4 protein-coding genes are annotated in these 12,845 nt (G+C 64.2%); 2 read left to right on the forward strand and 2 right to left on the reverse strand.

Going from position 1 to position 12,845, the window contains the following annotated elements; genetic code table 11:
- Positions 1 to 9: 9 nt before the first annotated feature.
- Positions 10 to 888, reverse strand: a complete 879-nt coding sequence (locus ACSMXM_RS07695; RefSeq protein WP_460315277.1) for an MFS transporter — start codon at positions 886 to 888, stop codon at positions 10 to 12.
- Entirely contained in the window at positions 777 to 1,145 is a 369-nt protein-coding gene (locus tag ACSMXM_RS07700) for a PAS domain-containing protein (protein ID WP_460315278.1), read from the reverse strand. The genes ACSMXM_RS07695 and ACSMXM_RS07700 overlap by 112 nt, the downstream gene beginning before the upstream one ends.
- 373 nt (positions 1,146 to 1,518) lie before the next feature.
- Here ACSMXM_RS07700 and ACSMXM_RS07705 point away from each other — a divergent pair, with 373 nt between their 5' ends.
- The gene (locus tag ACSMXM_RS07705) at positions 1,519 to 11,349 is read left to right on the forward strand and encodes a hypothetical protein (RefSeq protein ID WP_460315279.1); all 9,831 of its coding nucleotides are present in this window, start codon (positions 1,519 to 1,521) and stop codon (positions 11,347 to 11,349) included.
- A gap of 228 nt (positions 11,350 to 11,577) precedes the next feature.
- Positions 11,578 to 12,723 (forward strand): serine hydrolase domain-containing protein, encoded by a 1,146-nt coding sequence (locus tag ACSMXM_RS07710; RefSeq protein ID WP_460315280.1) that lies wholly within the window; start codon positions 11,578 to 11,580, stop codon positions 12,721 to 12,723.
- The last annotated feature ends 122 nt before the right edge of the window (positions 12,724 to 12,845 follow it).

Genomic DNA, 12,845 nt, shown 5'->3' on the forward strand with positions numbered 1-12,845 from the left:
CCGTCGGTGTCAGGCGCTTCCGGCGCGCGCAAGATCATGCGGCAGCGATTTGATGGCGGCCCAGAAATGATAGGCACCCCAGACCCCCGTCACCCCGGCGAAGGCGAGGGCGTAACGTAATGACTGCACCGGATCGTCGATCCGCAGTGCCAACATGTCGGAGGCAAAGCCGATAAGCTGGGGTGCGATGGCCAGATTGGCGATGTTAGCCGTGAACAACAAAACCGCCACTGTCAGCCCGCGCATATTGGGGCGCGTGAGGTTCTGCAGCAGTGCGAGACTGGGGCCGATCATGACATTGATGAAGGGAACGAACAGCCACAGCATAAGCAGCGCCGTCTCTCGGTCGTCGACGACGTGCGCAAGCACGCCCGGAACCGAGATCAGCAGCGTAAGCCATGCCGCGAAATAGCATTGCCACTTCGGATCTCGCTTCGCGAGCCACAGCATCAGCAATGTGGCGGACACCATGGCGATGGTGCCGCCAAGGCCGTTCATGGCGCCCACGTTCAAACCGGCTTCACCCACCGACAAGCCATGGGTGCGACTGAGAAAAGCTGGAGTCCACCACACCAGGCCGCCGCCCGCAAAGGTGGCGACTGTGGCCCCCGCAAGGACGTGCATCAAGGAACGCTGCGAACGGATGAACCTCAGCGTCTCTTTGAAGCTGGGTTGGCCCTCTCCAGTCTCGACGCTGGGGTCGCACGCGCCACGACGCGGCTCCCGCACGGTAAACAGCAAGATCAACACCGGGATACTGGCGCCGGCAAAGATGATCAGAGCGTACCGCCAGCCAAAATGTTCGGCCAGCAGACCACCGAAGATGCCGCAGTGCGCAATTCGGCGATCACCGCAGGATCGGTATCGATGCCCTGCAGAAAGCGGCAATTGCGGCCCACGACGTCCAAATCGCGATAGCCGGTTAGCCTCCTGAATGCCCAGTTCACATATACGATCGGATTATCCGGGCGTGTATTATCCGTGATGAGAACCGGGTGCGAAGTTGCCGACAGAGCAGCCAGTCCCTCCGGCGTTCGGCGAAATGATCGCCGCGATCTCGCCTCCATCAACGCCGAATCTTCGGCCGACGATGGCGCATATGGTTTTAGGATACGCGCATCAAAGTGGCCTTGGCGATGCATCATATCCCCTCCCCCTACATATAAATAAAATATGTCTTGGAATCTTTTATGAACAAGTAATAAACACTGAAACTACATATATATTAGTTACCGTATATTTATTAATTATTATAACACGAAATTTCAAATTTAAAGTAACCGCCCTGTTTAAAAGAAAATCTTGGAAATTTTCTGGATAATTTCGTCTGGCAGGGCCGTGTGGCGGCAGCAGTCCTATTAATCACTAGCTAACCAATGCCGGATAGCAAGAGGGTGATCGCAGCACTTCAGTGTCTGAAATCACATCCAGCTTGCCCGTGTTCTTTGGGCAAGTACGCGCGTTTTCCCCCAAATTTTCATGACGTCCTCTCGCAGGCTATCCAAGGAGCGCGCCACCATGCCCCGCACAACGCTGTCGCCAAGAGCGATCGGCCTTATGGCTTCTTCGGCCATCGCAATCTGCATCGCCGGATCGGCACAGGCGCAAACGATCGTCACCTTTGGGCCGGGGCATGGCCTTAATGACCGAAAGCAGGGCACCAACGGCACCGCTGGTGCCGATAATTACTATGACTGCAAGGGGCCTCAAGACGGCACTTCGGGCTCTGCGGGGGCAAATGCTTCTGGTGCGAGTGGCACCTATACATACGCCCCGGGAAATCCGACGGCATCTCTAAATGGCGATGTCGTCATCATCGGCAGCAGCGGTGGTACCGGCGGCGCGGGCGGTTCAGACAGACTCAAGTGGCTCTGTGTCTATGACGGTGGAGATGGCGGCGCCGGCGGTGCAGGCGGCGCCGTATCCCTGACGATCAATCCCGGGTCCAACGCACCTGCAGACGGATATCTCGTCGGCAATACCGGGATCATTGGCTACAGCCATGGCGGCGATGGTGGCGTGGGCGGCGATGCCACGTACAAGGGCAAAAAGGGTGGCGCCGGTGGCGTTGCCGGCGCGGGTGGACGGGTGTCCATCGTGAATCACGTACCCATGAATGTCACCGGCAGTTCCGCCGCTGCGGCAAGTGGCGGGGCCAGCACCACAGCATTCGGCATCGTCGCGCAAAGTGCCGGCGGTCAGGGCGGCGAAGGTGGCTTCGCCGACAATGGAGACAAGAATTCGGCAGGCGGTCCTGGCCTGGCCGGCGGTTCAGGTGGCGCGGTAAGCGTCAATAACACGGCAACAGTCCGAACCGCTGGCGGTATGGCCATCGTGGCCCAAAGCATTGGCGGATTCGGAGGCGATGCCGGCACAAGCGTCAAAGGTTACGGCGGTGGCGGCGGCTTTGGTGGCAATGGCGGTGCGGTGTCGATCGTCAATTCAGGCGCGTTGTCGGTCGGCACTTCCGGGCTACGCGAATGTACCGATTCTGTAAAAAGCGCGTGTAATCCCGTCGGCGTCGCGGTCGTCGCCGCGCAGTCGATCGGCGGCGGCGGCGGCGATGCCGGCGCAGCAGCCGGCCTTCATGCCATCGGAGCCGATGGCGGTTTCGCAGGTAACGGCGGAACGGTCAGCATCACCAATTCGAACTCGCTGTCGGTCTTTGGCACGGGATCGGTCGGTCTCTTCGCGCAATCCGTCGGCGGCGGCGGCGGCAAAGGCGGCGTGGCAACCGCCAGCGGTCGACGTTCTGTCGCTATTGGCGGCAGCGGCGGCGGTGGCGGCAGTGGCAGCACCGTATCGCTCAGTAATAGCGGCGACATCTGCACCGGCGGCGCTTGCATAGCCGGCCTCGCGGACGTTCCGAACAACGATGACAGTGTCGGTGGGGCGTTCGGCATCTTTGCCCAGTCGGTCGGCGGCGGCGGCGGCAGCGGCGCCTATGCCAAGGCCAAATCCAAAACGATTTTCGGCGGTTCGGCGCATGCGACAGGCGGCAGCGGCGGCGACGGCGGCAATGGCGGCCAGATCGCCGTGCTGAACAGCGGGTCGATCCGAACAGTGGAAATCAATTCGACGGCGATCTTCGCGCAGTCGGTCGGCGGTGGCGGCGGCAATGCCGGCGGCGCCCTGGCAATGGCCACCTCATTCATTGGCGAGGCCACTTCGGTGGCCCACGGCGGATCCGGCGGCGGCGGCGGAACGAGCGGCACGATTACCGTCAATTGCAACAGCTTCAGCAACGTCTCGCTCAACACGTCGGCCTGCAACGGTCGTTCACTGCTGGCGGCACCTGCATCGCGGGCCATGCTGTCCACCGCCGGGCTCTCCTCTCATGGCATCTTGGCGCAGTCGGTCGGTGGCGGCGGCGGCGCGGGCGGCTATGCTGTAGCGCTGGCGGCCAGCTTTTCCGGCGCGCTGGCAGTATCGCTGGGCGGCTCAGGTGGTTCAGGCGGCAGCGGTGCGGAGATTTTTGCTGGTACCGGTGGCGCCTCGATCACGACGCAAGGGATGAATGCGTCGGGCGTGCTTGCTCAGTCGATCGGTGGCGGCGGCGGCAGTGGTGGCACTGCAATCGATGCCACGCTTGCACTGGGGGCGGCAATCTCAGTCGGCATTGGCGGCACTGGCGGCTCGGGCGGCACTGGTGCGGCGGTGACCATAGAAAATCCCGGCGGGGCAATCACCACGCACGGCAGCAACGCGGCTGGCCTTCTTGCGCAATCCCTCGGCGGCGGTGGCGGTGCTGGCGGTTCATCTGTCAGCGGTGCGGCCAGCGGCGGCGTCTCCATCGCCCTTGCGATCGGCGGTCATGGCGGCAGCGGCGGCAAGGGACGCGAGGTTTCCGTGTACAATGAATCCGGGTCGGCCAATCAGGTTGCAGGCACCCCAGCCTATGGCCCGGCGTCGATCACCACCACCGGCTATGGTTCCAGCGCGATCCTGGCACAGTCGATCGGCGGCGGCGGCGGCAATGGCGGCTATACCGTTGCGGGCGCAGCGTCTCTTGGCGGGGCAAGCGCCGCCAGCATCGGCGGCGTTGGGGGCGCGGGTAACAGTGCCGCGACCGTGACAGTCCAAAACAGCGGCGCCCTGACGACGACCGGCGGCGGGGCCGCGGCCTTGCAGGCGCAGTCCATCGGCGGCAGCGGCGGCAGCGGCGGCTTTTCGGTTGCGGGCAGCTATGGCGGCTGGGCCGGCGCCAGCATCGGCGTCGGCGGCGCAGGCGGCAATGGCGGCGTCGCTGGTAAAGTCGCGGTCACCAACACCGCAGACATTGTCGTTCAGGCCTCCAAGACCGGCAATTCCAGCGGCATTCTCGCGCAGTCGATCGGCGGCAGCGGCGGCAGCGGCGGTTTTGCCATCGGCGCCGGTTTCAGCCCCAGCATTGCTGCCTCGGTATCGGTTGGCGGCAATGGCGGCAATGGCGGCACGGCAAGCACCGTTTCGGTCAGTCAGTCCGGCAGCACCGTCACGGCAGGGGCAATGTCCTCTGGCGTGGTCGCGCAAAGTCTTGGCGGGCATGGCGGAACCGGGGGCTATGCCGTTGCGGGAGCCTTTGGCGGTTCGCTGGGGCTGTCCGCAGCGGTCGGCGGCGATGGCGGCAAGGGCGGACGCGCCGCAAATGTCAGCGTGACACTGAAGGATGCGGGCAAGTCGGTGTCCACCACCGGCGACCAGGCGACCGGCATTCTGGCCCAGTCCATCGGCGGCAGCGGGGGTGATGGCGGCTGGTCGCTGGCGGGCGCGCTCGGCGGACTTGCGGCCGTCGGGGTTTCGCTGGGCGGAAGCGGTGGCGCAGGCGGCGTCGGCGCAAGCACCACTGTAACGACCGACCAAACGATCAATACGAACGGCCTGCTTTCCACGGGCATCCTTGCGCAATCCATCGGCGGCAATGGCGGCAATGGCGGTTTCAGCGCAGCACTGGCGGCATCTACGATCGCTTCGCCCACTGTTGCGATCGGCGGATATGGTGGCAATGGCAGCGTCGGCGGAACGGTCAGCGTAACTTCGCGCGGTGGGATCGCGACGTTGGCCGACCTGTCGACGGGCATCATCGCCCAGTCGATCGGCGGTAATGGCGGTAATGGCGGCTCCGCCTTCTCCGGCGCAATCGCGACGGGCAATCCCTTGTCCAAGCTTTCGGTCGGCGCCGCCGGCGCGCAGGGCGGATCTGGCGGAACCGGGCAAACCGGAAAGGCAGTGACGGTAGCCGCAAGCGGCCCGATCTCTACCGCCGGTTTGGGATCCGTCGGGATACTCGCCCAATCGATTGGCGGCGGCGGCGGCAATGGTGGCAATGCGGCCGCGTTCAGCGCGTCGGCCTCCTCGACCAAGAGCAAAAGCCTATCCGCAGCCGTCGCCATCGGCGGCGCAGGAGCCGCAGGCGGCAATGGCGACCGCGTCAGCGTAACCCAATCGGGTTCCCTGATCACGGGTGCGCCAGTCACTGCCGGTATGCCCGGCGGCGGGGACCAGGCCATCGGCATCCTCGCACAATCCATCGGCGGCAGCGGAGGCAATGGCGGGTCGGCCTATGCCAATGCCCTTTCTGGAACAGCATCGGTTTCGGTCGCAATCGGCGGCGGCGGCGGGTCCGGCGGCGTTGGTAGCGCTGTGACAGTGTGCAGCAATGCAACAGCCAATTGTGCCACACCGGCGGCAGGTACATCGGGACAGATCGTGACGCATGGCGCGCAGGCCTCGGCCATCCATGCCCAGTCGGTCGGTGGCGGTGGCGGCAATGGCGGCTGGTCGATGGCCGATGCCTCCAGCAACAAATATGGACTGGCCGTCGCTGTGGGCGGATTCGGTGCCGGGGGCGGCGACGCAGGCGCGGTTTCCGTCACTGCCGGCGGACAGTTGCAGACATCGGGCACTAGTTCCGCGGCGATCTTTGCGCAGTCGGTCGGCGGTGGCGGCGGCAATGGCGGTGCCGCAAGCGCATCGTCAACCGGACAGAAGGGCGGCGCCCTCTCTGGTGGGGCCGCGTCCTATACGGGTAGCGGCTTTGCGAAGCAGACAAATACCGGCGCGTCGGTCGCCACCGCAGCCCAGCTTGCCCAGTCGGGCGCGCCGGCTGACGATGAGAAATCGGACAATGGCGTAGGCGCCTCGCTCAGCATTGGCGGCAGCGGCGGCAAGGGCGGCAAGGGCCAGGCCGTAACCGTCAACAGCTCGGCGGCGATCGGCACGGTGGGCGATCTCTCCAGCGGCATCTATGCTCAATCGATCGGCGGCGGTGGCGGCAATGGCGGGTCCAGCCTCGCCAAGGCCGACGGCGGCAATTACTCGGGCGCGATCAGCCTGGGCGGCGCAGGCGGCGCGGGCGGCACCGGCGCAAATGTGACGGTATCCAGCGCCAATAAAATCAGCACCAGCGGCATCCAGTCGGCAGGCATCTTCGCGCAATCCGTGGGCGGCGGCGGCGGCAATGGCGGATCGGTTTCCAGCTCGGCGACATCGGGCGGCAGCGCAGCGGTGACATTCGGCCTTGGTGGTTCAGGCGGCGGCGGCGGGGCAACCGGCACCGTCTCTGTTACCAATAGCGGGGAGATCGCGACCCTCGCTGCCAACTCGGCTGGGCTCTTCGCGCAATCGGTTGGCGGTGGCGGCGGCAATGGTGGCTCGGCAATCAGCGCCGCCACGGCAGCACCGGCCAGCAGCGGCACATCCAGCTCAACCAGCGCCAGCACACGCTCGGGCACCACGAGCGGAAGTTCGACCAGCAGCGCCAATTCCGCCGAGACGGGCAAGAACAGTTCCGGTGGGCAGAGCCAGGCAGGTGCCGATGGCGGCTATGCACTGGGCATGAGCATCGGCGGGGCCGGTGGAGCCGGCAGCGCCGGCAATGCCGTTTTTGTATCCAACAGCGGATCGATCACCACCGGCAGCGCGGACGGGCGCAACGCCAGCGCCAATTCGGCGGCGATTTTCGCGCAATCGGTTGGCGGCGGCGGCGGCAATGGCGGATCGACCAGCACCAATGCCAGCGGCGGCAAGGCGAGCGTCGCCCTGTCGCTGGGCGGCAATGGTGGTGGCGCCGGCGCGGGCAGCACCGTGCGCGTGCTGCAGACGGCCGGATTGCTGACCACCTTTGGCACCAATTCCAGCGGCATCTTTGCCCAGTCGGTCGGTGGTGGTGGTGGCAATGGCGGTTCCGCCAGCTCGACCACGGGGGCCGGTGGGTCGGCATCGATGGCAATGAGTCTTGGCGGTTCGGGCGCGGGCGGCGGCGCCGGGGGTTCTGTGCAATTATGCGGCTCGCTGGATGGGCAGGTTTGCGGACAAGCCCTCAGCGGAAACGGCATCAATACCTCAGGTGCGGCATCCTTTGGCATCCTTGCGCAATCGGTCGGCGGAGGCGGCGGCAATGGCGGCGTATCCAGCGCAGCGGCGACGGCGGGATCGGGCAGCGGCGATGGCAGTGCCAAGCGTGCGGGTGGCGGGGTGGACGCCTCCACGGCTAGCGGTGCAGCAATCGGGTTCAGCCTTGGCGGTACAGGAGGCGGCGGCGGCGCTGGCGGAGCGATCGACGTATCCAGCAAGATCGCCATCACCACTGCGGGGGATCAGGCCACGGCCATCCAAGCGCAGTCGGTCGGCGGCGGCGGCGGCTCCGGAGGCTCGAGCGTAAGCAACGCCAATGGCGGCAATTATAATCTGGTCGCCGCGCTTGGTGGCGCCGGTGGCAATGGCGGCGCGGGCGGCTCGGTGGGGCTTGTTAACGCGGGTAAGATCCAGACGGGGGGATCGGCGGCGCATGGGCTGTTTGGCCAATCGGTCGGCGGCGGCGGCGGCTCTGCGGGCGCAGCAAGCGCAACAACCGCTACTGGGGGCAAGGCGAGTATATCATTGACGCTTGGCGGATCTGGTGGCGGCGGCCTGGCAGGCGGCTCGGTCAGCATGAACAATACCGGCCAGATCGTCACCAAGGGCGCAGGCTCTTTGGCAATGGTCGCGCAATCGGTCGGCGGCGGCGGCGGCGCGGGCGGATCCAGCATCAGCACTGCCAAGGGCAGCGATTACAATCTCGCCACCGCTCTTGGCGGTACCGGCGGCAATGGCGGTCTGGGCGGATCGGCAGCGCTTGTTAATGCTGGCGCGATCCAGACCTCCGGGTCGGCTGCGCATGGTTTGTTTGCCCAATCGGTCGGCGGTGGCGGCGGCATGGCCGGCGCATCGAGCGATGCCAGTGCCACCGGCGGCACCGCCACCATTTCAATGGGGCTTGGCGGCGCTGGCGGTGGCGGTCAGGCCAGTGGCGCGGTCAGCATGAGCAATACAGGCCGCATCGCCACAAGTGGTGCTGGATCGTTCGCAATGATCGCGCAATCGGTCGGCGGCGGCGGCGGCTTCAGCTCGGCATCGCGGTCAATTGCGTCGACGGGCAACAGTCTCTCCCTGACGATGAACCTGAGCAGCCGAAGTGCCAACGGTAACGGTGGGGCGGTTTCGCTGGCCTATTCGAGCGACCTTTCGACGACGGGCATCAATGCGATCGGTGTTCTGGCACAGTCGATCGGCGGCGGGGGCGGCGTGGCAACCTTTACCGATCAGTCATCCGGCGGATCAATTTCTGGCCTGCTTGGACAGGCGGACGGCTCGGGCATCGGCGGGGGCGTGAAGGTTACCGGATCGGCGAACGTCGCTACCAGCGGCGCGCAGGCAATCGGCGTTCTGGCGCAGAGCATTTCGGGCGGAGGCGGTCTGGCGAGCTATGCATCGTCATCAGCCGGCGCAATGAGCGGAACCATGAAGCTCGGCGCGGGCGATGGGGGGACCGCACTGAGTGGCCCCGTTACCGTTAATCTCTCCAGCGGGTCGCTGAGCACGAAGGGCGAATTCGCGCACGGGTTGGTCGCCCAATCGATTGGCGGCGGCGGCGGCTTAAGCCAGATGTCGGTGACCAATACCGTTTTGGGAAGCCAGGTGGGCAGTGATGCCAAAGGGGTCAATTTGACCAATGCGACCGCCATAGCCACAACGGGCCGCGGCGCCATAGGGATCATCGCGCAGAGCATCGGCGGCGGCGGCGGCCTGGCGGTTTCCGCCGACAAGGCAACATTTGGTGTTGCGCTGGATCCTGTCGCCCCCCCTGCCCCGGTTCCGCCAAGACACGGCGGCGGTGGTGGCGGCGTTGTCATCAATCCGCCGCCGCCGCCTACGCCGATGCCGAGTTTGGGTCTGGCCAATGGCGATGCCGTCGTCGTCAACAGCAATGCTGCGATCACTACGAGCGGCGTGAATGCCATCGGCATTCTTGCGCAAAGCATCGGCGGCGGCGGTGGAGCGGTGCTCTCGAACGGCGGAAAAGTTGCAGCCAGCGGCGTTGTCGGCAGGGTGGCCAATGCGGGCGCCGTGACGGTGAACGTCAATGCGTCGATCACGACTACAGGCGCGGGCGGCTATGGCGTCGTCGCGCAGTCAGTCGCCAATAGCGGCGGGCTGGCGATGAATGGCTCGACGGCCCTGACCGTCCAAGGTGATCCGGGCAGCTATTTGGGAGGCGTCGCAGGCATCGTCACGGTCAATGTGAAAAGCGGTGTCTCGATCACCACGAAGGCCGCCGGAACCAGTGCGATCTTCGGCTATTCCACCACCGATCCGGTCCTGAACATCGAGGCCGGGGCGATTTTGACCGGGGGTTCGGGTGGTCATGCAGCGCTGCTGGATTCGCCGACGAACACGATCAACAACCATGGCAGCATGTCGACGCTCGACGGGGCCGCAGGCATGGCTATCAAAAGCCAGTCCGGCAATACGGTGATGACCAATGGCGGCACGCTGATTGGCTCCGTCGAGTTTGCGGCCGGCGGTGTCAACTCGTTGCGCAATCTGGTCGGCGGTACGATCCAGGCAGGCACGTCGCTCGATCTCGCGGGCGGCACCTTCCAGAACGAAGGTGTCCTCGCCCACGGTGCCTCCTCCATCGGCACGACAGTGATCAACGGTTCGCTGCTGCAAACGGACAGTGCCTCGATCCTGGTCCGCATGGATCAGGCTGCGGGCATTGTGGACAGTTTCGAAGTCACCGGCTCTGGCAAACTGGCCGGTACATTGCGCCCAAGCCTGCACAATGCGGGTCGAATCAAGCCCGGTACCGTCTTGAAAACCATCCTCAGCGCTGCCGGCGAGCTCGACATTTCGGAACTCGAAATCGCCGGACAGTCGGCAATTATGGATTTCGCGCTCACCCAAAGCGATGGCCAGCTCACATTGGCGACAATAGCCGACTTCGCACCCAAGGGTCTGTCCGATAGCGGCGCGGTGATCGGAAAGGTCGTTTCCAACGCACAAGCGGGGGGACTGACGCATTTCGCAAGCTTCGTACCGAGATTGGTGGCAGTTCGCTCGTCAATCGATCTGGACCAAGCCTATTACAATCTCAGCGGTGCCGGAGTTTCATCGGTCTCGACCGTTGCCACGCAAATATCGACCGCATTCATCAGACAGATGCAGAACCTGCCGGCCGCGACCACCAATAGCGGCACCAGCAAACGCTGGGACCTCTGGGGCAGCGGCTTCACCGGCTCGAACACGACCAACTCCGGCGAGACAGAGATCGGCACGGGTGACCTCACCGCCCATGCCGAAGGGATCGCGATGGGCATCGGCGATCAGGTCGGGAATGACAGTCACATCGGCATCGCGGCCAGTTTCGGAACGACCCGCTTCGAGACCGCGAACGGCGTGAGTGGTAATGGTGACGTCTACCAGCTGGGTGCTTATGGCACACATCGCTTCGGACCAGCCTATGTATCCGGTTCGCTATCGATCGCGCGGCATGAAATCTCCACAAGCAGGATGCTGGAGTTGATCGGGGCGAGCTATGATGCCGATGTACGCGGTGAAAGCTTCGGCGGACGGATCGAAGCGGGCTACCGCTTTGCGACGCCCTATGTCGGAATCACACCCTTCCTGGCCGTACAGCCCCAGTCGTTCAGCACGCCGGCCTACACTGAAGCCGCAATAGCGGGATCGCCGCCGGTTCCCGCACTCAGCTATGAAAAGCGCTCTATATGGGACACGAGCTTTGAAGCAGGCGCCGCGATGGACAAGCTCTTTACGCTCTCTGCAGACAGGGATTTGGCAGTCCACCTGCGCGCGGCATGGGCGCATCACGATCTGTCAAACCACGATGTCAAAGCGACGTTCCAGACCGCGCAACCCGACCCGTTCAGTGTCGGGGGCAAGCTGCCGGCCGCCGATGTCGCTCTGATATCAGGCAGCTCTGAACTTCGCCTCCTCGACAACCTCTCGCTGGGGGTCAGGTTCGACGGCGAGTTCGCGGACCGCTCGCACACCTATAGCGGTGCCGGAACGCTGCACTTCCGCTGGTGAAGTCCTTCTCCGCTGCCCTGTCATGTGCAGCGGCGGACGAGAAACGCAGAAAATCCTTGTTAGCAAACGCGCATAGGCATCAAAGGAAAGCGCAGAGACGACTTACGACGGATGGGGGCGGGCCATGCGGCTGGCGCTTCGGGCTAGCTAGCGGGCCAAGTCTATTGTGACCGTGTCGGGGGAACGCTACGCTCCCGGCCGATGCAGGATCGTTACGGGGGAATATCGATGAATCAACTGATGCGTATGGCGGCTGCAGTGGCCGCCTTGGCGCTGGCGTGGTCCGGCACGGCTCAAGCCCAAACTCAGCCGGCCCTGAACCTCGAAGCGCTGAAGCCAAAGATCGAACAGGTGATTCAGGCGGAGATCGACAAAGGCACAGCGTCGGTGTCCATCGTGCTGGTAGAGGGTGACCGCATCATTTGGTCGGCCGCCTATGGCAACGCCAATGAAACCACCGCGACCCCTGCGACCCCCGCCACGGTTTACAGCACAGGCTCTACCAGCAAAAGCGTTACCGCCACTGCCGTGATGCAACTGGTGGAGCAGGGTAAGATCGATCTGGATTCGCCGGTGAACCGCTACCTACCGGCCGCACGTGTCCAGGACCGCCTTCAGGTAGAAGATCCGGTCACCGTCCGCCACATGCTCTCCCACGCATCCGGGCTGACCTGCGATGTGCGGACCGTGCCGCTCTTTTCCCGCACGCTTCCGCCGGACCTGGCCGAGCTTACGGAGCGCACATATTCCGTGCGCGCGCCGGGAGAGAAATATGAATATTGCAACGCCGCCTACGGCATTCTCGGCTATCTCCTCGAGGAGGTCTCCGGCCAGGAGTATGAGAGCTTTATTGTTGAAAATATTCTAAAGCCGCTGGGCTCCGAGGATGTGGCTCCGGTAAGACCCACCGCAAAAATGGCAGATCTGATGGCCCGGCCTTATGATCGCGGCGAGGACGGGAATCCAGAGCCGACAGAACAGGTGTTGTTCGACGTGTACCCGGCCGGCGACCTTTACATGACCGCTACCGACATGGCCCGTTATCTGGGCGCCCACCTCAATGGCGGCGCGTTTGGCGGCAAACGCATTCTGTCCGCAGATTCCGTGGCAGAGATGCAAAGGAACCAGTCGCCGACACCGGACAGTCCCTACGGCTTTGGCTTTGCAGTACTCACGGCGCCGGACGGACATAAGATTATAACCCACACTGGCTCGGTACCGGGGTTCAATGCCTTTCTTGGGGGCGACGTCACCTCCAGGCTGGGCGTCTACCTGATGACGAATTCGGCCGGTCATCAGCCCATTGGACGGGCGGTGCTGGAGCTTATGCGCGGCGCGCCGATCGAGGCAGAGGAAACGGGCCTGTCGGACTAATCCGGTACGGCAGGCACACCGCCGCTCTAAGCTATTTCCGGAGCAGGCGGGAAATGCGCGGGAAGACTATCGTTTCCAGATCATCTGACTTTCCAGAAAACCACCAGATCGAGACGTGGCAG

It is taken from the genome of Pacificimonas sp. ICDLI1SI03 (genome assembly GCF_054740865.1).